At 74.1% G+C, this 25,826-nt stretch carries 24 protein-coding genes and 1 pseudogene; 11 read left to right on the forward strand and 14 right to left on the reverse strand.

What is annotated here, in order from left to right; translation table 11 throughout:
- Positions 1–27: 27 nt before the first annotated feature.
- Both ACQPZZ_RS23985 and ACQPZZ_RS23990 read left to right on the forward strand, forming a co-directional pair.
- Positions 28–1,524, forward strand: coding sequence for a TldD/PmbA family protein (locus ACQPZZ_RS23985; protein ID WP_432922230.1), 1,497 nt, complete (start codon positions 28–30; stop codon positions 1,522–1,524).
- Entirely contained in the window at positions 1,521–2,903 is a 1,383-nt protein-coding gene (locus ACQPZZ_RS23990) for a metallopeptidase TldD-related protein (protein ID WP_432922233.1), read from the forward strand. Before ACQPZZ_RS23985 ends, ACQPZZ_RS23990 begins: the two co-directional genes overlap by 4 nt.
- Positions 2,904–2,920: 17 nt before the next feature.
- Here the strand turns inward: ACQPZZ_RS23990 and ACQPZZ_RS23995 are convergent, their stop codons facing one another.
- Positions 2,921–3,136, reverse strand: a complete 216-nt coding sequence (locus tag ACQPZZ_RS23995; protein WP_363641237.1) for a dodecin — start codon at positions 3,134–3,136, stop codon at positions 2,921–2,923.
- Between the two features lie 86 nt (positions 3,137–3,222).
- Between ACQPZZ_RS23995 and ACQPZZ_RS24000 the strand changes: the two genes are divergently transcribed.
- The gene (locus ACQPZZ_RS24000; RefSeq protein WP_363641235.1) at positions 3,223–3,546 is read left to right on the forward strand and encodes a DUF3099 domain-containing protein; all 324 of its coding nucleotides are present in this window, start codon (positions 3,223–3,225) and stop codon (positions 3,544–3,546) included.
- A gap of 422 nt (positions 3,547–3,968) precedes the next feature.
- Here ACQPZZ_RS24000 and ACQPZZ_RS24005 read toward each other — a convergent pair whose 3' ends face one another.
- From ACQPZZ_RS24005 to ACQPZZ_RS24020, 4 genes are all read right to left on the reverse strand, one after another.
- Complete coding sequence (locus ACQPZZ_RS24005; protein ID WP_432922238.1) at positions 3,969–4,241, reverse strand: DUF6457 domain-containing protein; 273 nt, start codon at positions 4,239–4,241, stop codon at positions 3,969–3,971.
- Between the two features lie 11 nt (positions 4,242–4,252).
- Positions 4,253–4,885, reverse strand: a complete 633-nt coding sequence (mobA, locus tag ACQPZZ_RS24010) for a molybdenum cofactor guanylyltransferase (protein WP_432922242.1) — start codon at positions 4,883–4,885, stop codon at positions 4,253–4,255.
- 57 nt (positions 4,886–4,942) lie between these two features.
- Complete coding sequence (moaA, locus tag ACQPZZ_RS24015) at positions 4,943–5,932, reverse strand: GTP 3',8-cyclase MoaA (RefSeq protein ID WP_432922245.1); 990 nt, start codon at positions 5,930–5,932, stop codon at positions 4,943–4,945.
- 82 nt (positions 5,933–6,014) lie between these two features.
- Complete coding sequence (locus ACQPZZ_RS24020; protein WP_432922248.1) at positions 6,015–6,437, reverse strand: YjdF family protein; 423 nt, start codon at positions 6,435–6,437, stop codon at positions 6,015–6,017.
- Positions 6,438–6,688: 251 nt separating this feature from the next.
- On the opposite strand from ACQPZZ_RS24020, the gene ACQPZZ_RS24025 reads away from it, so the two are divergent.
- Positions 6,689–6,865 carry a hypothetical protein gene (locus ACQPZZ_RS24025; protein ID WP_432922251.1) on the forward strand — a complete coding sequence of 59 codons (177 nt, stop codon included), beginning with the start codon at positions 6,689–6,691 and terminating at the stop codon, positions 6,863–6,865.
- On the opposite strand, the gene ACQPZZ_RS24030 is transcribed toward ACQPZZ_RS24025, so the two are convergent.
- The gene (locus tag ACQPZZ_RS24030) at positions 6,862–7,296 is read right to left on the reverse strand and encodes a hypothetical protein (protein WP_432922254.1); all 435 of its coding nucleotides are present in this window, start codon (positions 7,294–7,296) and stop codon (positions 6,862–6,864) included. The genes ACQPZZ_RS24025 and ACQPZZ_RS24030 overlap by 4 nt on opposite strands.
- A 252-nt stretch (positions 7,297–7,548) precedes the next feature.
- Entirely contained in the window at positions 7,549–8,592 is a 1,044-nt protein-coding gene (locus ACQPZZ_RS24035) for an aminoglycoside phosphotransferase family protein (RefSeq protein WP_432922257.1), read from the reverse strand.
- A 119-nt stretch (positions 8,593–8,711) separates the two neighbouring features.
- Between ACQPZZ_RS24035 and ACQPZZ_RS24040 the strand changes: the two genes are divergently transcribed.
- Positions 8,712–9,866, forward strand: coding sequence for an RtcB family protein (locus ACQPZZ_RS24040; RefSeq protein WP_432922259.1), 1,155 nt, complete (start codon positions 8,712–8,714; stop codon positions 9,864–9,866).
- Here the strand turns inward: ACQPZZ_RS24040 and ACQPZZ_RS24045 are convergent.
- The gene (locus ACQPZZ_RS24045; protein WP_432922262.1) at positions 9,854–11,137 is read right to left on the reverse strand and encodes a cytochrome P450; all 1,284 of its coding nucleotides are present in this window, start codon (positions 11,135–11,137) and stop codon (positions 9,854–9,856) included. The genes ACQPZZ_RS24040 and ACQPZZ_RS24045 overlap by 13 nt on opposite strands.
- An 88-nt stretch (positions 11,138–11,225) precedes the next feature.
- Positions 11,226–12,413, reverse strand: coding sequence for a cellulose binding domain-containing protein (locus ACQPZZ_RS24050; RefSeq protein WP_432922265.1), 1,188 nt, complete (start codon positions 12,411–12,413; stop codon positions 11,226–11,228).
- A gap of 155 nt (positions 12,414–12,568) precedes the next feature.
- Between ACQPZZ_RS24050 and ACQPZZ_RS24055 the strand changes: the two genes are divergently transcribed.
- The gene (locus ACQPZZ_RS24055) at positions 12,569–13,588 is read left to right on the forward strand and encodes an NAD-dependent epimerase/dehydratase family protein (RefSeq protein ID WP_432922268.1); all 1,020 of its coding nucleotides are present in this window, start codon (positions 12,569–12,571) and stop codon (positions 13,586–13,588) included.
- 1 nt (position 13,589) lies between these two features.
- Here ACQPZZ_RS24055 and ACQPZZ_RS24060 read toward each other — a convergent pair whose 3' ends face one another.
- Complete coding sequence (locus ACQPZZ_RS24060; RefSeq protein ID WP_432922271.1) at positions 13,590–14,852, reverse strand: hypothetical protein; 1,263 nt, start codon at positions 14,850–14,852, stop codon at positions 13,590–13,592.
- A 153-nt stretch (positions 14,853–15,005) separates the two neighbouring features.
- On the opposite strand from ACQPZZ_RS24060, the gene ACQPZZ_RS24065 reads away from it, so the two are divergent.
- Genes ACQPZZ_RS24065 through ACQPZZ_RS24075 form a run of 3 tightly spaced genes read left to right on the forward strand, consistent with a single transcriptional unit; the run spans position 15,006 to position 16,992 of the window.
- Positions 15,006–15,650 (forward strand): glycosyltransferase family 2 protein, encoded by a 645-nt coding sequence (locus ACQPZZ_RS24065; protein ID WP_363641211.1) that lies wholly within the window; start codon positions 15,006–15,008, stop codon positions 15,648–15,650.
- Positions 15,647–16,309, forward strand: a complete 663-nt coding sequence (locus ACQPZZ_RS24070) for a TIGR04282 family arsenosugar biosynthesis glycosyltransferase (RefSeq protein WP_432922274.1) — start codon at positions 15,647–15,649, stop codon at positions 16,307–16,309. Before ACQPZZ_RS24065 ends, ACQPZZ_RS24070 begins: the two co-directional genes overlap by 4 nt.
- Positions 16,306–16,992, forward strand: a complete 687-nt coding sequence (locus ACQPZZ_RS24075) for a methyltransferase domain-containing protein (protein WP_432922277.1) — start codon at positions 16,306–16,308, stop codon at positions 16,990–16,992. Before ACQPZZ_RS24070 ends, ACQPZZ_RS24075 begins: the two co-directional genes overlap by 4 nt.
- Positions 16,993–17,067: 75 nt before the next feature.
- On the opposite strand, the gene ACQPZZ_RS24080 is transcribed toward ACQPZZ_RS24075, so the two are convergent.
- The 3 genes from ACQPZZ_RS24080 to ACQPZZ_RS24090 all read right to left on the reverse strand — a co-directional run bounded on the left by ACQPZZ_RS24080 (position 17,068) and on the right by ACQPZZ_RS24090 (position 22,080).
- Positions 17,068–18,066, reverse strand: coding sequence for an MBL fold metallo-hydrolase (locus ACQPZZ_RS24080; protein ID WP_432922280.1), 999 nt, complete (start codon positions 18,064–18,066; stop codon positions 17,068–17,070).
- Positions 18,063–19,310 carry a M24 family metallopeptidase gene (locus ACQPZZ_RS24085; RefSeq protein WP_432922283.1) on the reverse strand — a complete coding sequence of 416 codons (1,248 nt, stop codon included), beginning with the start codon at positions 19,308–19,310 and terminating at the stop codon, positions 18,063–18,065. The genes ACQPZZ_RS24080 and ACQPZZ_RS24085 overlap by 4 nt, the downstream gene beginning before the upstream one ends.
- Positions 19,311–19,389: 79 nt before the next feature.
- Positions 19,390–22,080, reverse strand: a complete 2,691-nt coding sequence (locus ACQPZZ_RS24090; RefSeq protein ID WP_432922286.1) for a helix-turn-helix transcriptional regulator — start codon at positions 22,078–22,080, stop codon at positions 19,390–19,392.
- 187 nt (positions 22,081–22,267) lie between these two features.
- Between ACQPZZ_RS24090 and ACQPZZ_RS24095 the strand changes: the two are divergent.
- Positions 22,268–23,641, forward strand: a pseudogene (locus ACQPZZ_RS24095) (DUF2079 domain-containing protein); the annotation flags it as partial.
- A 189-nt stretch (positions 23,642–23,830) separates the two neighbouring features.
- On the opposite strand, the gene ACQPZZ_RS24100 reads toward ACQPZZ_RS24095, so the two are convergent.
- Positions 23,831–24,574 carry an AraC family transcriptional regulator gene (locus ACQPZZ_RS24100; RefSeq protein ID WP_432934508.1) on the reverse strand — a complete coding sequence of 248 codons (744 nt, stop codon included), beginning with the start codon at positions 24,572–24,574 and terminating at the stop codon, positions 23,831–23,833.
- 75 nt (positions 24,575–24,649) lie between these two features.
- Here ACQPZZ_RS24100 and ACQPZZ_RS24105 point away from each other — a divergent pair, with 75 nt between their 5' ends.
- Complete coding sequence (locus ACQPZZ_RS24105; RefSeq protein WP_432922289.1) at positions 24,650–25,807, forward strand: MFS transporter; 1,158 nt, start codon at positions 24,650–24,652, stop codon at positions 25,805–25,807.
- Positions 25,808–25,826 lie beyond the last annotated feature (19 nt).

Below are 25,826 nucleotides of genomic sequence, written 5' to 3' on the forward strand. Positions count from 1 at the left end.
CAAGATCACAGGGTTAGGATCGTGGACATGCGCCAGATCGACCCCGACTTCCTCGCCCTGCCGCTGCGGCGGCTGGCGGACGCGGCCCTGCAGCGCGCCCGTGACCTGGGAGCCGAGCACGCCTCGTTCCGGCTCGAGCGCGTACGCGCGGAGACGCTGCGCCTGTTCGACGCCCGGCTCGAGGGGTCCTCGGACGCCGACGACCTCGGCTTCGCCGTACGGGTGATCAAGGACGGCACGTGGGGCTTCGCGTCCGGGATCGAGCTGACCCCGGAGGCGGCGGCCCGGGCCGCCGAGGAGGCCGTGCGGGTGGCGGCGGTCAGCGCGCCCATCAACCGCGAGCCGGTGGAGCTCGCCCCCGAACCGGTGTACGACGACGTGACCTGGGTGTCGGCCTACGACGTCGACCCGTTCGACGTGCCGCTGCCGGACAAGGCGGCGCTGCTCGCGGAGTGGTCGTCCGGCCTGCTCGGCAGGGTCGACCACGTCTCGGCCTCGCTCATGCAGGTCAAGGAGCAGAAGTTCTACGCCGACACGGCCGGCACGGTGACCACGCAGCAGCGCGTGCGGCTGCACCCCGTCCTGACCGCGATGCGGGCCGACGGCGACCGGTTCGACGACATGCGCACGCTGGCCCCGCCGGCCGGCCGGGGGTACGAGTACCTGACCGGCACCGGCTGGGACTTCCCCGCCGAGCTGGCCGAGATCCCCGACCTCCTCGACGAGAAGCTCAAGGCGCCCTCGGTCGAGGCCGGGCCGTACGACCTGGTGGTCGACCCGTCGAACCTGTGGCTGACGATCCACGAGTCGATCGGCCACGCGACCGAGCTGGACCGGGCCCTCGGCTATGAGGCGGCCTACGCCGGCACCTCCTTCGCCACCTTCGACCAGCTGGGCACCCTGCACTACGGCTCGCCCGTGATGAACGTGACGGGCGACCGCACGGTCGAGCACGGCCTGGCCACCGTCGGCTGGGACGACGAGGGCGTGGCCGGCCAGTCGTTCGACATCGTCCGCGAAGGCACGCTGGTGGGCTACCAGCTCGACCGGCGGATGGCGCTGCTGAAGGGCCTCGGGCGGTCGAACGGCTGCGCGTTCGCCGACTCCCCCGGGCACGTGCCGATCCAGCGGATGGCCAACGTGTCGCTCCAGCCGGCCGCGGACGGCCCGTCCACCGACGAGCTGATCTCGCGGGTCGAGCGCGGGATCTACGTCGTCGGCGACAAGAGCTGGTCGATCGACATGCAGAGATACAACTTCCAGTTCACCGGCCAGCGGTTCTACCGCATCGAGAACGGCCGCCTGGCCGGGCAGCTGCGCGACGTGGCCTACCAGGCGACCACCACGGACTTCTGGCGCTCCATGGAGGCCGTCGGGGGCCCGCAGACGTACGTGCTCGGCGGCGCCTTCAACTGCGGCAAGGGCCAGCCGGGCCAGGTCGCGCCGGTCAGTCACGGCGCCCCCGCGGCGCTGTTCCGCGGCGTACGGATCCTCAACACCGTCCAGGAGGGTGGCAGCAAGTGAGCGACGGGGTGACCACACCGCAGGAGACGGTGGAGCGGGCGCTCGCGCTGAGCGAGGCCGACGGCTGCGTCGTCATCGTGGACGAGGGCTCGACCGCCAACCTGCGCTTCGCCGGCAACACGCTGACGACCAACGGGGTCGCGCGCTCGTCCCGGCTCACCGTCATCTCCGTCGTGGGCGCCGGGGTGGGGGTCGTCTCGCGCTCCGCCGTACGCGCCGATCAGCTCGCGGGCGTGGTGGCCGCGGCGGACCGCGCCGCACGGGAGGCCCGGCCGTCGGAGGACGCCCGGCCGCTGGTCGAGGGCACGGCCGGGGAGGGCTGGGAGCGTCCGGTGGAGCCGACCTCCATCGACGTGTTCGGGGCCTTCGCTCCCGCGCTCGGGGAGGCGTTCGCCGCCGCCGACGCCTCGGGACGCAGGCTGTACGGCTTCGCAGAACACATCATGACCTCCACGTTCGTCGGCTCGTCCACGGGCCTGCGGCTGCGCCACGACCAGCCGACCGGGCGGCTCGAACTGAACGCCAAGTCGTCGGACATGTCGCGCTCGGCGTGGACGGGTGTGGCCACCCGCGACTTCTCCGACGTGGACGTGGCCGCCCTGGACGAGACGCTCGTCCGGCGGCTGGAGTGGGGCAAGCGGCGGATCAGCCTGGACCCGGGCCGCTACGAGACGCTCCTGCCGCCGACGGCGGTCTCCGACCTGATGATCTACCTGTACTGGTCGGCCGGCGCGCGGGACGCCGCCGACGGCCGCACGGTGTTCTCCCGGTCCGGCGGCGGCACCCGGGTGGGTGAGCGGCTCTCGACGCTGCCGATCTCGCTGCGCAGCGATCCGGCAGGGGCCGGCGTCGAGTGCGCCCCGTTCGTCGTCGCGCACTCCTCCGGCCGGGAACAGTCGGTCTTCGACAACGGCCTGCCCCTGGCCCGCACGGAGTGGATCAGCGACGGCACGCTGGCCAACCTCGTGCAGACCCGGCACTCCGCCGAGCTGACCGGCCTCGCCACCACCCCGCAGATCGACAACCTGGTCATGACGGTGCCCGGCGGCGGCCGCTCCTTGGAGGAGATGATCGCCTCGACCGAGCGGGGCCTGCTGCTGACCTGCCTGTGGTACATCCGCGAGGTCGATCCGCAGTCGCTGCTCCTGACCGGCCTGACCAGGGACGGCGTCTACCTCGTGGAGAACGGCGAGGTCGTGGGCGAGGTCAACAACTTCCGGTTCAACGAGTCGCCGGTCGACCTGCTCGGCCGCCTCACCGAGGTGGGCGCGAGCGAGCAGACGCTGCCGCGCGAGTGGAACGACTGGTTCACCCGTGCCGTCATGCCGCCGGTCCGGGTGCCCGACTTCAACATGTCGACGGTCAGCCAGGCCAGCTGATCACAGCCGGCCCGGCCTCATCCGGTGTCCTCGAGGCGGAAGCCCACTTTCATGCCGACCTGGAAGTGGGCCACCTCGCCGTCCACGATGTGCCCACGCACCTCGGTCACCTCGAACCAGTCCAGATGCCGCAGCGTCTGCGCGGCCCGTCTGACGCCGTTGCGAATGGCCTGATCGACGCTCTCGGCCGAGGTGCCCACTATCTCGGTCACCCGGTAGGTGCGATCCGACATCACGTCCTCCTGCCTGTGCCTGTCGCGTGATCGTAACGCCGGTGCGGGCGTCACCCCCGCCTCCCTCGGGGTCTACCGTGGAAATCGTGAATCCATGGCGCTGGTTGAGAAAAGACCGCCCGGTCGTTCACCAGGTGACGGACGCCCAGCCGTCGCTGTCCGACGACGTGCGCAAGCGGGAGATCAGCTATCTCATCAAGATGGGCATCCGGCTCGCCTGCCTCATTCTGGCCGTGGCGGTGCCGGCCCCTTGGCCGGTCAAGGCCCTGTTCGTCGCGGGGGCGGTCCTTTTGCCATACCTTGCCGTTATCGGGGCCAATCAAAGAGGTCACGAGCCTCCTCCACCCCCGGACTTGACCTCGTCTAACCAAAACGAGATACCACGGCATCGACGCGAGATCGGGTCGTGACAAAGTCTTGACGCAACCCAGTGGTTAGAGGTGTACAGTTTAGCCAAGCGCTCTGGTCCCCCGTCGGAGCGCTGGTGCCGGCGTTCCGGGCCCCCGTCGGAACGCCGATGAAGCGGCGCCGGGTGGTTTGCCCCCGTAACCACCCGGCGTCGCCCTTTTTACAACGTGGCATGGCCATACGGACCGGCCGTCGCGGTCGTCCCCCGCAGGGGATGGCCCTTCCGCCGAGCGGCCCCGGCGCCCGCCCTTCCCCTCTTCGCGGCGCGCCGGGACCGCGGCAGCCGTAGTCAGAAGCCGCGCGTGTCAGGAATCGCAGCGTCTCGGGAATCGCGGCCGTGTCAGAAGCCGCGCGTGTCAGGAATCGCAGCGCCTCGGGAATCGCAGCGCCTCGGGAATCGCGGCGTGTCAGGGGCCGCGTGGTGTCAGGAATCGCGGGTGTCGGGAGTCGCGGGTGTTTCCGCGGTCGCCGCCGCCCAGTCGTTCGCCATCCGGGACACCCGCTCCACCACGTCCGGCGGCGCGGTGCCCGCCCCCTGCGCCAGCCCCACCAGGTAGGCGGTCAACGGGGCGGCCGGCCGCGCCACACCGTGTGCCACATCCCTGGTCAGGTCGAGCACCGCGGTCCGGTCCACCCGGGCGGGGTCGATGCCCAGTTCACGGCAGACCAGTGCCGTCCATTCCTCCAGTACGTTCATGCGCACTCCCTTCACCCGTGCCGCCGGGCCCGCTCCCGGGCCGCGCGGAGATCCTCGACGGTGTCGCAATCGAACCACGGCGGGGTCTCGCCGGGCGCCACCGGCGGGCGTACGGGCGCCGGCCCCAGCGGGCCGAGCAGCCCGCGCAGCGACCGCCCCCGGTAGGCGCCGAGCGCCGTCCGCAGCGCCGCCGTCCGCCACGCGCCGGTTAGCCACTGCTCGCGGCCCTCGTCGTCCACGAGCACCGCCCCCGCACCGCTCTCGGGCACCGCCGCGAGGAGCGCACCGACGTGACCGGCGACGACGAACGGCAGATCGGCGGCGAGCAGGACGACCATCGGGGACGTCACCTCGGCGAGCCCGGCGCGCAGCGCCGGCACCGGCCCGCCGCCCGGCGGGTCCTCCCGGGTGAACGACACGCCCGGCATGTCTCTCGGCGGGCCCACCACGACCACGGCGCGGGCGTCGCGGACCGCCGCCGCCACGCGCTCGACGAGCGGCAGCCCGCCGACGAGCGCGCCGGGTTTGTCCGCGCCGCCGAGCCGCTCGGCCCGGCCGCCGGCCAGGATCACGGCGTCGTACGGCGGCGGGCAGGGCGGCAAGCAGGGTGCCTCATCGGCGCCGGTTCCGGAACGGGGAAGCACGGGTCGCTCCCTGAACTCTCTCTGGCTCTCGGCTCTCGGGGCTTTCTCCGGGCTTCGTCAGCCGCCGATGGCCGACATCGGGCGGGCCGGCTGGAGGAACGCGGCATCGTCGATGCCGTGCCCGGCCTTCTTCCCCCGCACCGCGGCGATCCACCGCGCCGCCAGCTCCTCGTCCGGCACGCCCGAGCGCAGCGCCGTACGCAGGTCGGATTCCTCGGTGGCGAACAGGCAGTTGCGCACCTGGCCGTCGGCGGTGATCCGGACGCGGTCGCAGGCGCCGCAGAACGGGCGGGTGACCGAGCCGATCACGCCCACCCGGTGCGGGCCGCCGTCGACCTGGAACAGCTCGGCGGGCGCGCTGCCCCGCTCGCGCGGGTCGTCCTCGGTGAGGTCGAAGGAGTCCTTCAGCAGCCCGAGGATCTCGTCGGCCGTGATCATCTCCTCGCGGCGCCAGCCGTGCTGGGCGTCGAGCGGCATCTGCTCGATGAAGCGCAGCTCGTATCCCCGGTCGAGGCAGAAGCGCAGCAGCGGCACGGCCTCGTGCTCGTTGACGCCGCGCATCAGCACCGCGTTCACCTTCACCGGAGTGAGCCCCGCGGCCGTAGCGGCGGCGAGCCCGTCCAGCACGTCGCGCAGCCGGTCGCGGTGCGCGAGCCGGACGAACACGTCACGGTCGAGCGTGTCCAAGGAGACGTTGACGCGGTCGAGGCCGGCCCGCGCGAGCGGCTCCGCGAGGCGGGCCAGGCCGATGCCGTTGGTCGTCAGCGACACCTGGGGGCGCGGGCTCAGCCCGGCGGTCGCGGCCACGATCTCGACGAGTTCGCGCCGCAGCAGCGGTTCGCCACCGGTGAAGCGGACCTCCCGGACGCCGAGCCGCTCCACGCCGATCGTCACCAGGCGGACGATCTCCTCGCCGGTGAGCAGGTCGGGCTTGGGCAGCCAGTCGAGGCCCTCGGGCGGCATGCAGTAGGCGCACCGTAGGTTGCACCGGTCGGTCAGCGACACCCTCAGATCGGTCGCGACCCGGCCGAACGAGTCAACCAGCACGAGAGGACCTCCAACCCCCAGAGAGCCTCAAGCCTAAGCCCTGCCGTCACGATGGCGGCAACCTCGGTGGCCACGGGCGAAGTCAGCGATCACGGCGGCGCTCGATCCGCTTGCGGCGGGCGACCTCGCGCCGGTGCTCGGCCAGCGCGCGCTCGCGCTCGCGCCGGTTGACGCGCGCCTGACTCTTGGTGCTCTCCAGTTCGAGCCGCACCGCCTCCTGCGCGGCCGTGCCGCGCCGTGTGACCTGCGCCGCCGCGCGCGCGGCCAGCTTGGCCGCGCGTTTGGGATTGACCCGCCGCTCACCGCTCTCCCCCACGGGTACGGCGGGGGCCGCCTCCGCGCGTTCGAGCAGGGCGACCCCGTGCCGCATGAGGAACTCATGCAGCTCGGGGTCGGTGGGCTCCGATCCGAAAACAAACCGGGTCGCGCGGAGCTCGCCGTCCTCGACGATCTCCAGGACGCCCACCCAGAACGGGCTTTCGAAACAGACGGACAGGGAAACCACGATGCCTCCACAGGTATGCCGACAGGCGGCTTGGCGAAGCCGCTTTCCGGCACACCGGACATCCTTCGAGGTTCCCCGAGGGGACACGAGAGGCGGATACGGAAACCACCGGCCCGGAAGGACCCGGCGGGCGCCCGGGCTACCAACCGGGACCGCGTTTTCGTGTGCTCGGCCCAGCCTAACGCCCGTGTCCCGGCCACGGCCATCGCCTTTTCGCGGCACCGCGTGGAGCCCGGGGCGGACTGACGGACATGGAGCCGATCCGTCTCGGCGTACGTGCCGGGGAACTACTCGAACGCGCCGCCGCGGCGCCCAGCGGGCGCGCGGCCGACACCGTGCACGGCGGCCACGAGCACGCGCTGCGTCAGACGCTGCTCGCCCCGACCGCCGGGACCGGCCTGCGGCCCGCCGGCGGGAGGAACCGCTAGACGGCCTGCAGGACACAGCCCAGGGCGAGCAGCGACACGACCTTCACGCCCTCCAGCGCCACGTAGTAGAGGTGCGCCCTCGACCGGTGCAGCGCCGGGTCCTCGCCGGACAGGACGCGGTCGGACCTGCGGTTGAGCGGCGGGCGTACGACGGCGACCTGGATCACCAGGACGGCCGCGGCGACCGCCGTGAGCACCACCGCGGCGGTGGCGGGCGATCCGGTCGCGACCGCCGCGATCACGACGACCGCCAGCACGGCCTCGGCGGCGTTGAGCGCGCGGAAGACGAGCCGGCCGATGCCGAGCCCGATCGGAATCGTCACCCCCGGCGCGCGGAACTTCAGGGGCGCCTCCAGAAAGGAGATCGCCAGCACCATCCCGAGCCAGACGAAGGTGGCCGCGCCGCCCACGGCGGCCGAGGCGGGATTCATTCTCGCTCTCCTCTCGCGCACGCGAAATCGGCGGACGGACGGGACCGCGTCCCGGCCGAGCCGTCCCGCCGGTCACGGCTTCCGCCGCCGCCCTCGCCCAGGGTTCCACGCGGGCTCCCCGGTTTCCGACCCAGGGTCATGCGCCAACCGGAGATCACCGCTTCATCCCTGCCCCTTCGCCGCCCTCATGACTTCGGAGAGATGGCCGGCCGCACCGCGAGCATGGGCCCGATCGCGGCGCGGTCGCCGCTGTCATTGCCAGCCGGTCCGCCGCCGCAGCCAGGCCAGCGCCGCCCGGCCCTGCGCGAGCTGGAACGCGCGGAGCGTGGGCAGGCCCGGCGGCGGGGGGAGGCTTCCCCGCTGCAGGAAGAAGCCGGTCACGGCGGCCAGGACCGCGGTGACCGCGTCGCCGTCCGCCTTCGCCGCGACCGGGTGGCCGTCGAAGACCTCGGCCGGCGGTGGCCCGCCCTGCATGACCACACTCGGGAGCATCCCGAGCAGGTCGAACCACGGGGCCGCCAGGCACGCCCAGGGCCAGTCCACCACGTGAACACGCCCGTCCGCGGCGAGCAGCAGGTTGTCGGCCCGCAGATCGGCGTGGGCCAGCGTGTCGCCCTCCGCCGCCGGGCCCCAGCCCGCCTCCAGCTCCGCCAGCCGGTCCAGGTGCCGCCGGGCCCACGCGACGTCGGATCCGTCCGGGCCGAGAACGTCCGGGCCGAGGACGTCCGGGCCGGCCGCCAGGCGCCGCCATCCCCGGTATTCCTCCGCGAACCGCTCGGCGGCCGGCGGCACGGCCGCGGGCGAGGGGGTGAGCGACTCGGCCAGCTCGGCCATCACGCCCAGCACGAGGCCCAGCTCGGCCGCGACCCAGGGCTGGGCCGGCTGCCGTCCCTCGACGTCCTCGAACAGCAGGACCACCCAGCCGTCCTCGTCGAAGGACGCGAGCAGCCGGGGCGCGGGCGCCGTGACCGGCAGGGCGGCCGCCACCCGGGCCTCCGATCGGTGGATAGCGGGGCTGAGCGGGTTCGGCTCGGGCCCGACCGCCTTGACGAAGGCCCTGCCGCCACCGGCGAGCCGCAGGCGGGCGGCCACGCCCGGGGAGAAGCCGCCGGGCTGGGTGACGGCCTCGGTCACGCGGTCCCCGAGGTGCGTCTCGACCGCCAGCCGCAGGTGCGCGGGCACCGCGGTCCACGGCAGTCGTACGCCCCTGGCGGGCGGGGGCGGGGCGTCGCCGCCGGCGCGGCGATGCCGTTCCGCCTCGGTCCGGCCATCGGGCTCCAGGGAATCGTCGCGCATTGCGGCATGATGCGCGGCGGGCGGGTAGGGCGGCAAACGACTTTCGCGCGCGAATAATTCGGTTGGGATCCCACCCGCCTCCCCGGCACAGTGGATCTCGACCGAGGAGGAGATCCACGATGCCGAAGCACATCGCCCCGAAGCTGCTGTCCTGGGCGAGCGAGATCGACGAGGGAACGATCGACCAGGCCGCCCGCGCGGCGCGCCTGCCGTTCGTGCCCGGCCACGTCGCGCTCATGCCGGACGCGCACGTCGGCATCGGCGCGACGGTCGGCTCCGTCATCCCCACCGAGGGCGCGATCATCCCGTCCGCCGTCGGCGTGGACATCGGCTGCGGCATGGTCGCAACCGAGACCACGCTCACCGCCGCCGACCTGCCCGACTCGCTCGACCCGCTGATGCGGCTGGTGGAGCGGCGCATCCCGGCGGGCGTGGGCAAGGGGCACGACGACCGCGCGGTGGACCGGGCGCTCGCCGAGCTGGGCCGGCCGCACACCTCGCTCACCCCCAAGCAGGAGAACACGGTGGCCTGCCAGTTCGGGACCCTCGGCTCGGGCAACCACTTCGTGGAGGTCTGCCTCGACGAGCGCGACCGGGTCTGGACCGTGCTGCACTCGGGCTCGCGCGGGATCGGCAACCAGCTCGCCACCGCGCACATCAACGGTGCGAAGCGGCTCATGCGCAACCTGGGGATCGGGATGGAGGACTACGACCTCGCCTACTTCACCCAGGGCACCGCGGAGTTCACCGCGTACATCGAGGACATGCTGTGGGCGCAGCGGTACGCGATGGGGTCGCGGGCGCGGATGGACAAGGTGCTGAGCGAGGCGCTGTTCCGCGTCGTCGGGACCGGCGCCCGGGTCCGGACCATCAATTGCCACCACAATTTCACCCAGATGGAGACCCATCAGGGCAAGGAGCTGTGGATCACCCGCAAGGGCGCGATCAAGGCGGACACCGGAGACGAGGGCGTCATCCCGGGGTCGATGGGCACCCGGTCCTACATCGTGCGCGGGCGGGGCAACCCGCTGTCGTACAACTCCTGCTCGCACGGCGCGGGGCGCAGGATGTCCAGGAGCCGGGCCAAGCGTGAGCTGTCGGCGGCGTCGCTGCGGGAGGCGATGTGCGGCCGGACCTGGAACGCCGACCGGGCCGCCGCCCTGGTCGACGAGCACCCCGAGGCGTACAAGCCGATCGACCAGGTGATGGCGGACCAGAAGGACCTCGTGGAGGTCCGGCACACGCTGCGCCAGGTGTTCAACTACAAGGGATGAACCGCCGGGCGCGGCCGTTCCGCCCCCACCGCCTCTAGGGGCACGGCCGCGCCGGCCGGACGCAGGACGAATCCGCTCGCCACCCGGGCCGGGATCCGGTACGGCGAGATGGTGAGGTCCTGCTCCGGCACGGTGTAGTCAAGCCGGGCCAGCCGTGGCGCGAGGGCCTCCAGCAGGCCCACGGCGACCGGCTCGCCCGGGCACCGGTGGCCGGTCGCCGGGTCGCCCCCGCCCTGCGGGATCAGGTCGTACGGGCCGATCTCCCGCCCGTCGAAGCGGCGGGGATCGAACGCGCACGGGTTCGGCCACAGGGCCGGGTCGTGGTTCTGGCCCCAGATGTCGAGCAGCACGAGCCAGTCCGCCAGGATCGGCTCGCCCTTCCAGGTGAGATCCTTGACGGCCTTGCCCGCCACGAACGGCGCGAAGGGGTAGAAGCGCCGCACCTCGTGCGCGAACGCCTCGGCGTACGTGCCGTCCGTGTCCTCGCGCAGGCGGACGCGGTTGACCGGCCAGCAGTGCAGCGCGTGCGCGGCGAACGCGAGGAACCAGCTCACGGCCACGGTGGGGCGCACCAGGTTGAGCAGTTCGACCGCCGCGATCCGGGGCGCGAGCACCTCTCCGCCGGGCTCCCGGTGGCGGGCGGCCACGGCGAGCGCCGAGGTGTCCGGCACCCGCAGGGCGCCGCGCCGCACGTCCTCGACCAGTCCCGCCAGCCATGCCTCGCGGCGCCTGCGCGCGGCGCGGGCCCGCCAGTGCCGCGGGCCGGGCGACCCGAAGCCGTCGACCAGCGCGACGAGGTCGTCGGCGAGGGGTCCGGTCTCCTCCTCGGTGAGCGGGATGCCCGCCCACCGGCACGCCCCCCGCGTGATGACGCGGGCGGCCTCGTCGAAGAGCACGACGTGTGCCCTGTGCGGCCAGGTCGCCACCGCAGCGTCCCACGCCGCGGTGGTCTCGCCCACCAGAGCGGCGACGCTCTGCGGGGTCATGAGCGACATGAACATGCCTTTGCGCGCCCGGTGCGCGGCCTGGTCGAGCGTGTGCACGGCGCCGTGGCCGAACAACGTGCTCTTGATCGGCTCGGGCAGCGCCGGAGCGCGCTGGATGTGGTTGTCGTCGTAGAAGAAGCGGACGGCGTCCGGCCCGCGCAGCACGACGGCGCGCTGGCCCATCAGCCGGGTGTGGACCATCTCCCCCTGGGTCTCCCGCCAGCGGGCCGGCAGCCAGGCGTAGCCCTCGAGCAGCAGGAGCAGCGTGGTGTCGAGCAGCGGCATACGTCCTGACTGCCCGCGTCCGTCCCGGAGAAACGGGTTCCGCCGTACGGCCCGCCCCGGGCGGAGGCCGGCCGTACGGCGGCGGGGATCAGCTCACCACGCAGTTGCGAAGGTTGAGGGTGAAGCTCCGGGGATCGGGATTGGCACCCCCGTGGGTGCCGTTGAACCCGATCTGCACGGTCGCACCGGGCTTGATCCTCGAGTTCCAGTCCGCGTTCACGGCCTTGACGTCCCTGCCCGACTGGGACCACGTCGCCGAATAGCCGCTGGTGAGCTCCTGTCCCTGCTCGGGGAAGGCGAAGCGCAGCTCCCACCCGTCGATGTCGGCGGAGCCGATGTTGGTGATCTTCGCGGTGGCCGCGAAGCCGCCGGGCCACGTCCAGGTGTCGTAGTCGACCCTGCACGTCGCCGGGGACGCCGAGTGCGTGGGGTAGTCGGCCGGCACCGTGGCCGTCACCAGGTCGGACGGCAGGCTGACGTTGCCCGCGGCGTCCTTGGCCACGACGAAGTAGACGTACGACTGACCGGCGGTGAAGTAGGTGTACTGCTGACCGGGGATGGAGCTGTAGCCGGCCTCGGTGAAGGACCGCGCCGTGCCGGGCAGATCCCTGCCGGCCCGCGTCCAGCCGGTGGCGACGCGCCGGTAGACGTCGTAGCCCGCGACGCCGACGTCGTCGGTGGACGGCGTCCAGCAGAACGACGTTCCGTTGAAGTCGGGCAGGCAGTCGGCCTGCATCCCGGTCGGCCTGGTCGGCGGCGTGGTGTCGCCCGTGGCAGGGGTCGGCGTCACGTTCGCGCCGGAGACCGCGGGGGTGCTGAGCAGCGCCGAGGGCGGACCGGCGTTTCCGGCGGCGTCCCTGGCGATGACGTAGAACGTGTAGGTCCGCCCGTGGACCAGCCCGGGGACGACGGCCGTCGTGCGGGAGGTGGAGGCGACCTCCAAGAAGCCGTTGTCCGTGAGCATCATCACCCTGTACTCGGCGACCCCGACGGCGTCGGAGGACGCCGTCCAGCACAGGCCGGCCACACCCTGGAAGCTCCCGCTCGGGGGCGGGGGCGGCGGGCACGCCCGCAGGTCGCCCGGCGCCGTCGGCGGCGTCACGTCCGACCCCGGCGAAGGCGACGGGTGCGCCGGTGTCGTGTAGAGCGCGCGGACGGCCTGCGTTCCGGCCACGCTGCCCGCGAGCACGGGCGGCGCGGCGACGTTGGCCGCCAGCAGCGCGGCGGCGACGGCGCCCGCCGCCGCCCACGCGGCCGGCCATGACAGTCTGGGCACGGTTCCACCTCTTCCTGAAACGAAGATCCCCCGACGATGTGCCCGGATCATCGGTCGGCCGTGCGTCCCCGTCAAAGGATCGCCCCTGTCTCCGCCGGTCATCGCGTAAGGAACTTGAAACTTTCAGCGAGCCGGGCCGTCGCTACCGTGGCGCAATGAAAATCTTGGTCACCGGCGCGGCCGGTTTCATCGGGAGCCGCGTCGCCGATCTGCTGCGGGACGCCGGGCACGAGGTGCGGGGATTCGACCTGCGCGGCGGCGCGGGCGTCACGGGAGGCGACGTGCGGGACGAGGACGCCGTCGGCCGCGCGCTCGCCGGAGTCGACGCCGTCGTGCACCAGGCGGCCAAGGTCGGCCTCGGCGTCGACGTGTCCGACCTGCCGGCGTACGTGTCGGTCAACGCGCTCGGGACCGCGGTGCTGCTCGCCGCCATGGCGCGACACGGGGTCGCCCGGCTGGTGCTGGCGTCGTCGATGGTGATCTACGGCGAGGGCGTCTACGACTGCGCCGAGCACGGCCGCGCGCGCCCCGGCCCCCGGGACGAGGCGGACCTGGCCGCGGGCCGGTTCGAGCCGGCGTGCCCGCGCTGCGGCGCCCCGCTGGCGCCGGGGACCGTCGACGAGGACGTCCCGCCCGATCCGCGCAACGCGTACGCCACGAGCAAGCTCGCCCAGGAGCACCTGGCGGCCGGCTGGGCCCGCGAGACCGGCGGCGCGGCGGTCGCCCTGCGCTACCACAACGTGTACGGGCCGGGCATGCCGCGTGACACCCCCTACTCGGGGGTGGCCGCGATCTTCCGGTCCGCGCTGGAGGCCGGGCGGGCGCCGCTGGTGTTCGAGGACGGCGGCCAGCGCAGGGACTTCGTCCACGTGGGGGACGTCGCGGCGGCCAACCTCGCCGCGCTGGACGCGCTGGAGTCCGCCCCGCCCGGGCGGCTCCGGGCGTACAACGTGGCCAGTGGTGAGCCCCGCACGATCGGCGACCTGGCGGACGCGCTCAGCGCGGCGCGGGGCGGTCCGGCCCCCGAGGTCACCGGCCGCTACCGGCTCGGCGACGTGCGGCACGTCGTGGCCTCCCCGGACCGCGCCGCCGCCGAGCTGGGTTTCCGGGCGCGGATCCGCTTCGCCGACGGCATGCGCGAGTTCGCCCACGCCCCTTTGGCGACGGCCGGCTGAATCACCAGGGAGATCTCACGAACCCCTGCAGCAGCAGGCCGAGCACCGCCTGCGCGGCGAGCAGGCGGCGGTCTCCCCCCGTCCGCCCTCCCGCCGCGGCGATCCAGAGCGCGTACGGCAGCCAGATCCGCTCCACCTCGCCCCTGGTGACGCCGCTGACGTCGAGGGCGAGCACCGCCGCCAGCGCCGCCAGCGGCAGGATCCGCTCCCCGGCCCGCCCCGGCGCCACGAGCCCGGCAACGGTGGCGGGACCGGTGACCAGGGCGAGCACGGCCAGGTTGGCGACCAGGAAGTACGGATACGGCCGGTCCGCGCCGGGGTCGGCCGCCCATTCGGCGTGGGTGGCGAGCACACCGGCCGGCCACCAGAACCCCACGGCGGCGAACAACGCGCTCACCGCGGCCATCCCGGCCAGGCAGGCGGCCACGGCCGCCCGCGGCACTCCCACCGCGACCGCCGCGACGAAGGGAACGAGCAGATACGGCACGAGGCCGTAGCTGAGGTAGGGCAGCGCGCCCAGGGCCAGCCCCGCACCGAGGCCGAGCGCCACCCGGCCCGCCCGGCCCGCCCGGCTCCGCGCGCCGAGCACCAGCAGCGCCGTCCCCCACGCCGCCACACCCGCGAAGAACGCGTCCATGGTCGTGGCGATCCACACCGCCGCCGGGCTCAGGGCGAGGTACGGCAGCGCGCGCCGGGCCGCCTCCTCCCCCGCGACCCGCCACACGGCCAGCCCGATCGCGACCGTGGCCGAGCACCCCGTCACGACCACGAGGACGGCGGCCCAGAACGGTCCCGGCAGGCCCACGGCGGCCAGTGCCCAAAGCACCAGCACCGGCAGCGGCGGATGGCCGCGTACGTGCGTGGGGTAGGCCGGCAGGTCGCGGGTGAAGTGAGCCAGCCAGCCGAGGGGGTCGCCGCCCACGGCCCCGAGCCCGGCCAGGTACTCCTGCGGGTGGGTGAACGGCCACGCCAGCCCCTCCCCCGACACGGCCAGCAGGACCGTCCAGGCGAGCGACGCGGCGAAGGCCGCCGCCAGTGCGGCGCGCATCGGCAGGTGCGCGGTCAGCCGGGGCAGCACCGGCACCGCGACCACGGCGAAGACCGCCGCCGGAAGCAGCGCGGCCGTGGGCAGCCGCGCCAGCGCGTGCAGCGGCGGGAGATGGTCGATGCGCAGCACCCCGCGGGCATGCAGCAGCCCGCCCACCGCGAACGCGCCCGCCACGAGCGCCGCCCAGGCCGCCGTCGCACGCCGTCGTGTGATCACGGCCCACACGTTAGGCCCGGCGGGGTCCCTCTCCCCGCCCCGTAGTCACTTCGTAAGAACTCGCCCCGCGTTCGCCCCGGTCCCGGCGGGCGGGCCGCAGGCGTAGTCACTTCGTAAGAACTGCGCGGTCCCGGCGGCCCTAACTTCTGCGGCATGCAGATCGATGTGGTGCTTCCCTGCCTCGACGAGGCGGCGGCGCTGCCCTGGGTGCTCGGGCGCATGCCGGACGGCTGCCGCGCCGTCGTGGTGGACAACGGGTCCACGGACGGGTCGGCCGAGGTAGCCGCCCGGCACGGCGCGCTCGTGGTGACCGAGCCGCGGCCGGGCTTCGGCGCCGCCTGTCACGCGGGCCTGGAGGCCGCGACCGCCCCCGTCGTGTGTTTCATGGACGCCGACGCGTCCCTCGACCCCCGGCAGGTGCCGTACGTCGCGGAGGGGGTGGTGAGCGGCGCCGCCGACCTCGTGCTGGGCCGCCGCAGGCCCGTCACCGCATCGGCGTGGCCGGCGCACGCCCGGCTGGGCAACCGGGTGCTCGCCTGGCGGCTGCGCCGCCGCACCGGCGCCCCGCTGCACGATCTCGGCCCGATGCGGGCGGCCCGCCGTACGGCGTTGCTCGCCCTGGGGCTGCGGGACCGGCGGTTCGGCTATCCGCTGGAGATGGTGCTGCGGGCGAGCGAGGCGGGCTGGCGCATCGGCGAGGTCGAGGTCGACTACCTGCCGCGGGTGGGCCGTTCGAAGGTGACGGGGACGGTCCGCGGCACCGTGCGGACGGTCCGCGACATGTGGCGGGCGGCGTGACGCCGGACATCACCCGGGACGCGACGCAGATCGTCGTCATCGCCAAGGCGCCCGTGCCGGGGGCGGTCAAGACCAGGCTCACGCCGCCGTACACCGCGCGGGAGGCCGCCGCGCTCGCCGAGGCGGCGCTGCGCGACACGCTGGCGGCCGTCACGGCCGCTCCCGCCGCGCGCCGGGTGCTCGCCCTGCTCGGCGAGCCGGGGCCGTGGCTGCCCGCGGGGTACGACGTGGTGGCGCAGCGGGGGGACGGCCTGGCGGCACGGCTGGCCGCCGCCTTCGCCGACGCCTGGGCGGCCCTGCCCGTCCCGGCCGTGCTGATCGGCATGGACACCCCGCAGGTCACCCCCGCTCTGCTGGCCGAGGCGGGACGGCTGCTGCACGGGCACGAGGTCGTGGTCGGCCCGGCCTCCGACGGCGGGTTCTGGCTGCTCGGGCAGCGCAGGCCCGACCCCGCCCTGCTGGCCGGGCTGCCGATGTCCCGGCCCGACACCGGGCCCCTGCTGATGGAGCGGATCCGCGCCGCGGGCGTGCGGGCCGCGCTGCTGCCCGAGCTGACCGACGTGGACACCGCCGCCGACGCGCGCGCGGTGGCCGCGCTGGTCCCCTCCTCCCGGTTCGCGGCGACGCTCGCGGCCCTCGGCGCGGACGTCCCCGCGTGATCAGCCCCCTGCTCCCGGAGGCGCCGCGTGCGGAACCGCCGCGTCCGAAGGTGCCGCATGCGAAGGCCCTGCATCCGGGGGCGCTGTACGCGGAGGCGCTCGACGGCGCCCTGGTCGAGGTCGAGTCGGCCGACGGCACGACACGGCCGCTGGAGTCGTGGCGCTGGCTCGACGGCGCCGAGGGGGACGAGGCGATGCTCGCCCGCTGCGCCGACCCCACACTCGACGTGGGCTCGGGGCCGGGGCGGCTGACCGTGGCGTTGACGAGGCGCGGGGTGCGGGCGCTCGGCATCGACGTCGCCCCCCGGGCCGTCCGGCTGACCCGCCTGGCGGGCGGGCGGGCCCTGTGCCGCGACGTGTTCGGCCACGTGCCCGGCGCGGGCCGCTGGGGCACCGTGCTGCTCGCCGACGGCAACATCGGCATCGGCGGCGACCCCGACGCCCTGCTGCGGCGGGTCCGCGACCTGCTGCGGCCCGGCGGCGAGGTCGTCGCCGAGCTCGATCCGCCCGGCACCGCGACCCGCGCGCTGCGGGTCAGGCTGCGCAGGGAGGGCAGGGTCACCGGATGGTTCGCCTGGGCGCGGGTCGGCGTGTCCGGCATCGTCCCGCTGGCCCGGAGCGCCGGCTTCGGCCGGACGGAGGTGTGGACCGAGGCCGGCCGCTGGTTCTCCGTCCTGCGCTGACCCGGTCCGGCGCCCGGGAGCGAGGCAGGCCGGGCACGCGGCCGGACGTGGACGCCCCGTCACTCGGGGCCCGGTTCAGGGACGGGCGTAGAGACGGTGAGTGGCCAAGATGTTGAGGCGGTGCAGATTCCGGCACAGGTCGAGCATGCCGCGCCGGGCGACGTCCTGCGGGATCCGGTACCACGCGAGCGCAGCGGACAGCGCCGGGTCCAGACCCTCCGCCCACGGGTCGGTGCACGCCGTCATGGTCTCCTCCACCGTACGGCCCGCCTCCACGGCGTGGAGGACTTCCTCGTGCAGCCGCTCGAGGTAGGCGATCAGCGCGTCGATGGCCGCGTGGCCGTCTCCGGAGGGTCCGTGACCCGGCACGATGGTCACCAGATCCGGCAGCGCCTCCTTCATCCGGCGCAGGGTGCCGGCGTACGGCTCGGGACCGCCCTGCAACAGCATGTGGGCGATGCCGGCGTGGCACAGGAGGTTACCCGTCCACGCCACGCGGGCGTCGGGCACGTACACCACCGTGTCGCCGGGCCCGTTCCCCGGGCCGAAATGCCACAGCTGCACACTTCGCCCGCCCAGGTCGATCTCGGCGAAGGCGTCGAACACGAGGTCCGGGGTGCGCCATCGGGTCACCGCGTCGAAGAGCGCCTCGTCGCCGTACATGTTGCCCGACCTGACCCGCTTCTCGTAGGCGAGGTCGGCCATGTTCTCCTTGTTGTGCCGCGACGACACGATGACGGTCGCGGCGGGGAAGGCCATGTTCCCGAAGGTGTGATCACCGTGGTAGGTCGTGTTGACGAGGTACCGCAACGGCCGGTCGGTCAGCTCGGCGGCCAGCCCCTGGATCCGGTCGGACACCTCCGGGGTGATTCCCGCGTCCACGACCAGGGCGGCGTCCCGGCCGACGACGAGCCCGTTGTTGTCCTTGGGAGGGATGGTCGCCATCAGCGCGTGGACGCCGTCCGCGAGGGCGTGCGGGACCAGCCTCAGGCCCGAGGGCGACAGGTTCGGCCCCGAGTATCCGCTCGGCCGCTCGGCCAGCTCGCGTTCCGGAATGCGGCTCGTGGCGTTCATCCCTCGCTCCTCAGCAGCTGGGCGGTGAAGGGGTTGAGCTCGACGGGGCCGTCCTCGCCGATGACGACGGTGCCGCCGAGATTGGCCAGGCGTTCGCCGACGACCGCGTTGGGCTCGAAGGCGAAGGTCATCCCGGGCATCAGGGGAAGCTGGGCGCCCATGGTCGGCAGGTCGAACAGCCGGCCGTACCGCGCCGCCTCGGGCAGCCTGCGCAGGCCGGCGCCGAAGCCTCCGACGGGCCCCATCGGGTTGAGCAGGTGCACCAGCGGGTGGACGTTCCACGCGCCGGCGTCGCGCAGCGGACCCTCCATGGCCTCCACCAGGTCGCCGAAGGTGGCGCCGGGACGGGCCGCGGCCAGGCCGGCTTCGTAGCTGGCCCGGGCCACCTTCGCACCGGTCTCGATGTCCGGGTGCGGCTCGCCCACGGCGATGGCCACCTGGTGCTGGGTCTCCTTCATCCCGAAGCGGCAGAACACCTCGGCCATGACGACGTCGCCCTCCTCGACGACGCGCGGCGCCTGGGGCCGGTAGGACCAGGCGGGCGGCCCCCATGAGACGAAGCCCGGTCCGGACGACAGCAACATGCCCGGGGCGGCCAGACCGCGCCGGAACGCCGCCGCCATCCCCGCCGCGTAGATCTCCGCCTCGCTCACCCCCGGCCGGGCGGCCCTCCGCATGGCCTCGGCCATGACGTCGCCCGTCTCGGCCGAATACCCGATGACGGCGAGCTCCTCCTCGGACTGCCGCACGGTGGCGAGCAGGAAGCTCAACCCGACGGGTTTGAAGGTCACTTCCGGCAGCTCGGCCAGCACCTGGGACCACAGCCCGTACGGCATGATCGGGTTGATGTGGAACGGCGGGTAGGGGTCCAGGCCCAGCACCCCCACGGACGCCGCCTCCAGGCGGTGTTCCCTGAGGACCTCCGCGACGCCCGCCGCGTGCTTGGCCACCCGGACGCGCTCAGGGGAAATCCACAGCTCCTCGCCGCGTCTGCTCGCCTGGATGTGGTCGGCGACGGGAAGCGTCGACCAGGTCAGCTCCACGGGATCGGCGTCGCCGCAGAAGACGACGATCGCGCCGGGCCGGTCGTTGGTGAAGTAGGCGTCCGGGGCGAAGGGGGCGAGATCCACGCACTCGTGCTCGCCGTACGCGATGAGCGCCTGCACGCCCTCGGCTTCCATGATGCCGCGGGCGAGTGCCCAGCGGCGGTCCCGCTCCGCCAGTGAATAGGTGGGAATGCTCACGCCGCCGAGGCTAGGAACGGACGCGCCCGCACCGCCTCCGTCATGTGACGGTATTGCCGGGCACGTCGGCGGGGTCCGCTTAGGTCATCACGAACCTGGCGAGTTCGGCACGCGAGCTGATGCCCAGCTTGGGAAACGCCTTGTACAGGTGGTAGGCGACCGTACGCGGGCTCAGGAAGAGCTGCGCGCCGATCTCCCGGTTCGACGCGCCGCCCGCCGCCAGCCGCACCACATGGAGCTCCTGCGGGGTGAGCGTGGCCAGCGGGTCGCGGCCGTGGTCGCGGGGGGACGGCGAGACGCCGGTGGCACGCAGCTCCGCCGCCGCGCGGGCGGACCACGGGGCCGCGCCGAGGCGGACGAAGGTCTCCATGGCGGCGTTCAGCCGGATGCGGGCCTCGGCGCGGCGCTGGTGACGTCGCAGCCATTCGCCGTACAGCAGCTCCGTGCGGGCCTGCTCGAAGGGGTGGTCGGCCTCGCGGTGCAGGGCCAGCGCCCGCTCGTACGCCGCCTCGTCGCCGGTCACCAGCGCACGGCAGCGCTCCAGCACGGCGAGCGCCCACGGCTGCCCGATGGCACGCGCCCACGTGGCGAAGCGCTCGATCGCGTCACGTGCCCGCTCGGGGGTGCCCACTCGGACGGCCGCCTCGACGTAGTCGGGGTAGGCGTACCGCCAGATGAAGGCGTGCCGGCCGGGCCCGCTCATGCGCTCGTCCATGCGCTCCAGCACCGACGTGTAGCGGGCCGCCCCCAGGTCCAGCATGATGGCCGCGTACGTGGCCCAGGTGGCGCCGGTCATCCACGTCTCGGCCGCACATGCCCGCGCCATCAGCCGGCGGCACTCCTCCTCCGCCCCGGCCACCGCCGCGAGCCAGGCGGAGACGCCGGTGAGGTAGTTGTCCCAGTACGGCTGGTCGTTGTCCGCCGCGATCTGCAGGCCTTCGCTCACGCCGGCCCGCGCGGCGCGGTGGCGCCCGTTGAGGATCTGCGCCACGGCCTGGAGCAGCATGGCCTGCGGGAGGCGGCCGACCCGCCCGGCCTGGCGGCATTCGGCGACCAGGCCGTTCGCGTCCTCCAGCATCATGCGCTGCCGGCCGTGGACGAAGCCGAGGTAGGTTCTTATGGCGCGCAGCTCGAACGGGAGCGCCGACTGATGCCCCAGCCTGGAGTACGGCATGCCGAAGACGGCCGTGTCGTCGCCCTCGAGCAGGTGGACCACGTCCATGCTGAACTCTTTGAGCACGCTCAGGGGGCCCTCGACGCGCGGAGTCAGGTCCGCGATACGGCGGGCCAGGCCGAGCTGGTCGGGATGGGGAGTGCTGCTCCAGATGTAGACGCTGGCCATGCTCGCCATCGGCAGCACCGCCTCGGGGTCGACCGGGGCCAGGGCCTCGACGCCGTCGAGGGACAGCCGGATCGCCTCCAGCGGCCGGCCCGCCTCGAAGGCCAGCGTGGCCCGCACCCTCGCCAGCTCGGCCGCCACCGCGGGGTCGGCCGCAGGACAGACCCTGCGGGTGAGCTCCTCGGCGCGCCGCCGCAGGCCGGCGTCCAGGGCGGCCGCCGCGGCGGCGGCCCAGCGGCGCGCCGCGGCCCCCGGATCGGCGGAAAGCCGCGCCGCCCGCTCGTACGCCGCCGACGCCGCCGCCTGGCCGCTGCGCCTCGCGGCGCGGATCGCGGCCTCCTCCAGGTCCCCCGCCACCCGCTCGTCGGGCCCGGTGGCCACCGCCGCCAGGTGCCAGGCACGGCGGTCCTCGTCCGTTGCCCCGGCCAGGGCGTGGTGCGCGGCGACGCGCTGTGCCACGTCCGCCGCGAGCCGAGTCGCCGTACGCACCAGAGGGTGACGGAAGGCCACACCCGTGGGGGTGACCCCGACCAGCCCCGCGCGTTCCGCGGGCGCGAAGTCGGTGAGCGAGACGCCCATGCCGTGCAGGGCGCGGTTGAGCGTGTCGATGTCGCCGCTGTCGTCCAGGGCCGCCACCAGCAGACATGACCGGGTCGCGGCGGGAAGCTCCAGGATCGCGGCGCGGAAGCCCGCCAGCACCCGGCCGGAGACCGGCTCGGCGCCGCCGAGGGAGAAGACCGGCGGCCCGATGGCTCCGGCCCGTTGCTCGGCGGTGAGCGTGCGGGGAAGCTCCAGCAGCGCCAGGGGGTTGCCCTGCGCCTCGTTCACGATCAGCTCGCGTACGGCCGGCGGGAGCTCTCCGGCCCGCTCGGCGAGCAGGCGCGCGGCCGGTCGCCTGGCCAGCCCGGTCAGCCACAGCTCCGGCTGTCCGGGGGCGGGGAACGACGTCCCGTCGTCGCGCGCCGCGAAGATCAGCGCGATCGGCTCGGCATGCAGGCGGCGGGCCGTGAACAGCAACGCGTCCGCCGACTCCTGGTCCAGCCACTGGGCGTCGTCGACCAGGCAGACCAGCGGCTGGTCGGCCGCCAGCTCGGTCAGCAGGCTCAACGTGGCGAGCCGGACGAGGAAGCGGTCACCAGGCGCCGCCCGGCCCAGCCCCAGGGCGCTCGTCAGGGCGTCCGCCTGCTGGTCCGGCAGCGCCGCGAGGCGGTCGAGCATCGGGCGCAGCAGCAGGTGCAGAGCCGCGAACGGCAGTTCCGCCTCCGACTCGACCCCGCTCACCCGCAGGACGCGGCCGTGCGCGGCGGAGGCCGCGTACTCCAGCAGCGCGGTCTTCCCGATCCCCGCCTCGCCGCGGAGGATCATCACACCGGTGCGATCGGCCAGCAGCCGGTCGATCTCGGCCTGTTCCGCTTCGCGGCCGTGGAGCATGACTCATAGTCTGCCGCAGACAGGGGCGGGATGATCCGCTCGCGCATCCCGGCCGCTCCGGGCCGGAGGGAACGCCGCCGCTCACGTGGCGGTTCCGGGCCGCGCCGTGCGGCGCCGCTAGGCTGCCGCAGGGAGCGGGCGGAAGCGAACGGGACGGATGGCGGGGATCGCGCGAGCAGTCGCAGGGATGGCCGCACGATGGTGCCGGGCACGGCGCCGGGACCACTTCGGCGGCGCCCCCTCCACCGGGAAACTCACCCGTGGGGACGTCGCCTGCGTCGCGGCCCTCACCGCCGCGGCCGCGGCGCTCTACGCGTTGTACTCCCTCACGACGCTCGCCCGGTTCCGGGCCGGCGCGTACGACCTGGTGATATTCGATCAGGCGATCCGCTCGTACGCGCGCTTCCAGGCGCCGGTCTCGATGCTGAAGGGCGTGCACAACGGGTTCGGACCGGGGTTCTGCGTGCTCGGCGACCACTGGTCCCCGGCGCTGGCGCTGCTGGCGCCGCTGTACTGGATCCACGACGGGCCCGCCACGCTGCTCGTCGCGCAGGCCGTCCTGCTCGCGCTGTCGATCCCGTTCGTGTGGGCGTACGCCTTCCGCGCCTCCTCGCGGGCCTCCTTCCGCGCCTCCTCGCCGGCCTCCTCGCCGGCCTCCTCGCCGGCCTCCTCGCCGGTCACGGACGGCCGTCGCGTCGCCTATCCCGTCGCGGCCGCCTACGCCCTGTCATGGCCGATCACCGAGGCCGTGGCCTTCGACTTCCACGAGGTGGCGTTCGCGCCGCTGCTCACGGCGGTCGTGCTGGAGCGGTGCCAGGCCGGGCGCGAACGGGCGGCGGTCCTCGCGGGGACGGCCCTTCTCCTGGTCAAGGAGGACATGGGCCTGCTGCTGGCCGGGTTCGGGCTGTATCTCCTCACCCGCCGCCGCGGCCGGAGGCTCGGCGCGCTGCTCGTCGCCGGCGGCGTCGCCGCGACCCTGGTGGCGACGCGCGTCCTCATCCCGCACTTCGGCGGCAGGGCCGGCTACTACTGGGCGTACTGGACGCTCGGCCCCGACCTCCCCCGCGCCGTGGTTCACGCCGTCACGCGGCCCGGCGACGTCGTCGCGCTGCTCGCCGACCCGCCGCTGAAGCCGCGCACGCTCGTGCTGACGCTCACTCCCGTGCTGTTCACCGCCGTGCTGTCCCCGTTGGGCCTCGCTCTGCTGCCGCCGCTGCTGGAACGCATGCTCGCGAGCACGTACCCGAACTGGTGGACGCCGCGATACCACTACACGGCCTTCGTCGTCGCGGTGGTCTTCGCCGCCGGTGTCGACGGGGCGCTGCGGGCGGCCGCCCGCTTTCCCGGCCGGCCCGGAAGGCTCGTGCGGGGATGGGCGCTGCTGGTGCTCGGCGCCGCGCTCGCGCTGGTGCCGTTCTTCTCGTTCGGTGCGCTGTTCACGCCCTCCTTCTACGCGCAGACCGTCCGGACCCGCGCCGCGGAGCGAGCCGTGGCGGCCGTCCCGGACGGCGTGCTGGTCGAGGCGGCAGGCTCCCTCGCTCCGGCCCTGTCGCCGCGTACGCGGACCCTACTGTGGGACCGCACGCCGCGGGGGGCGCCGTGGGTCGCCGCCGACGTGGGGGTCAGGACCTTTCCCTTCGACTCGGTCCGCCGGCAGATCGCCCGGGTCGAGGCGCTGCGCGAGCAGGGCTACCGGGTGGTGTTCCGGGAGGCCGGATACGTGGTGCTCACCCGGTCGTGGCCGTCCGCCTCAGGACCGCACGTAGGCGTGCGGGGTCGTGCCGAAGGCGTGCCTGAACGCCTGGATGAACGCGCTGGGCCCGCTGTAGCCGCAGGCGGCGGCCGTCGAGGTCACCGACCGGCCGCCGGCCAGCAGGATGAGCGCGCGGTGCAGCCGCAGCTGGGTGCGCCACTGCGGGAAGCTCATGCCGGTCTCCGCGCGGAAGAGCCTGCTGAGTGTGCGTTCCGAGGCGCCCACCGCCGCGCCCAGCTCGGCGAGGGTCCGGCCGTCCGCCGGATCCGCCTCCAGGATCGCGGCCACGTCGCGCAGCCGGGGATCGGACGGCGCGGGCAGGCACAGCGGCAGCGCCTCGACCTTGCGGAGCTGGTCGAGCAGGACGCGTTCGAGGTTGGCCCGCTGCTCCGCCGGCAGGTCGTCGTCGCCGGTCAGGGCGACCACCACCTCACGCAGCAGCGGTGTGATCGCGAGGACCGTGGGCCGGTCCAGCCGCAGCGGGTTGACCGGGGGGTCGAAGACCAGCGCCCGCATCTCGGTCGGCCCGTACGCCTCGTGCGCGTGCGCCACCCCGGCCGGTATCCACACGCCCCGATGCGGCGGCACCACCCAGTCCCCGACCGGGGTCGAGATCCGCAGCACCCCGCGGTGCGGGTGGATCAGCTGGTGCGCGGCGTGGTCGTGCCAGTCGATGCGCTGGCGGTGGGCCAGCGGCACGCGGGACGGGCCGCCGCTTCGCGGATGGCGGGTTGCCGACATGAATCGGCAGAGTATCGATAGTTCGCCGCCGCGGTCCTCCGCGATGCTCGTTGGAGCCTCTCAAGGAGACGATCAGTGACACAGACATCCGTACGGGCGCCGGCGGCGCGGGCGACGTCCCCGTGGCGGCGCATGTGGCTGTGGGCCGCCGCGCACGCCGTCGACGACCTCTACCAGGGACTGGTGCCGGCCTGCGTGCCCTATTTCGTGCTCGACCGGCACTACGGCTACGTGGCGGCCTCCGGGCTGACGCTGGCCGCGGCGTTGGGCAGTTCGATCCCGCAGCCGTTCATCGGCCTGGCGGTCGACCGTTTCCGCCTGGGCTGGCTGGCCGCCGCGGGCGTCGCGCTGGCCGGGCTCGGCCTCGGGCTGTCCGGACTCGTGGAGCCGTACGCCGCGGTCTGGACCCTCGTCCTGCTGTCCGGTCTCGGGGTGGCCATGTTCCATCCGGCGGCGGGCAAGGGAGCCAGGGAGACGGCGGGTGACAGCGCCGCGGCCATGAGCGTCTTCGCGGCGGGCGGCAGCGTCGGCTTCTTCCTCGCGCCGGTGCTGGCCACGCCCGCCCTCATCGCGATGGGCGTCGGCGCGACGGCGCTGTTCATCCCGCCGGCCCTGCTCATCGCGTTCGTGCTGCTCAGGAAGCGGCCCTCGGCCCGGGCCGCGACGGCGGGCACGCGCGCCGGCACCGACAGGTGGGCGCCGTTCCTGGTCCTCACCGGCATCGAGATCGTCAGGTCGGTGACGTTCTTCGGCGTGCTCACCTTCATCGAGCTGTTCTGGATCAGGCACCTGCACGCCGCACGCGGCCTCGCGGGCGCGGCGCTGGCCTCCTTCCTGGTCGGCGGGGTGGCGGGCACCCTGCTCGGGGGGCGGCTCGCCGACCGGATCGGGCTCGTGCGGACCGTGCAGATCGGGGGCCTGCTGGCCATCCCCGCGCTCGCCGGGCTGCGCCTGCTGCCGGGACCCTACCTGCCGCTGCTGTTCGCCCTGCTGGCGGGCATCGCGATCAACATCCCCTTCGCCGTGCTGGTGAAGCTGGGCCAGGACTACCTGCCGAACCGGCCGGGCACCGCCGCCGGGGTCACGCTCGGGCTCGCCGTGAGCGTCGGAGGGCTCGCCGCGCCGGTGCTCGGCGTCGCGGCGGAGACGTACGGCCCGCAGGGCGTCTTCACGATCCTCTGCCTGGTGCCGATCGCGGCCGTGGGACTCGGACTGTTCCTGCGGCGCGAATGACCGCCGTCGCGGCCCGGCC

Origin of the sequence: Microbispora sp. CA-135349, assembly GCF_050947365.1 — a bacterium.
In the GTDB taxonomy this organism is placed as follows: domain Bacteria; phylum Actinomycetota; class Actinomycetes; order Streptosporangiales; family Streptosporangiaceae; genus Microbispora.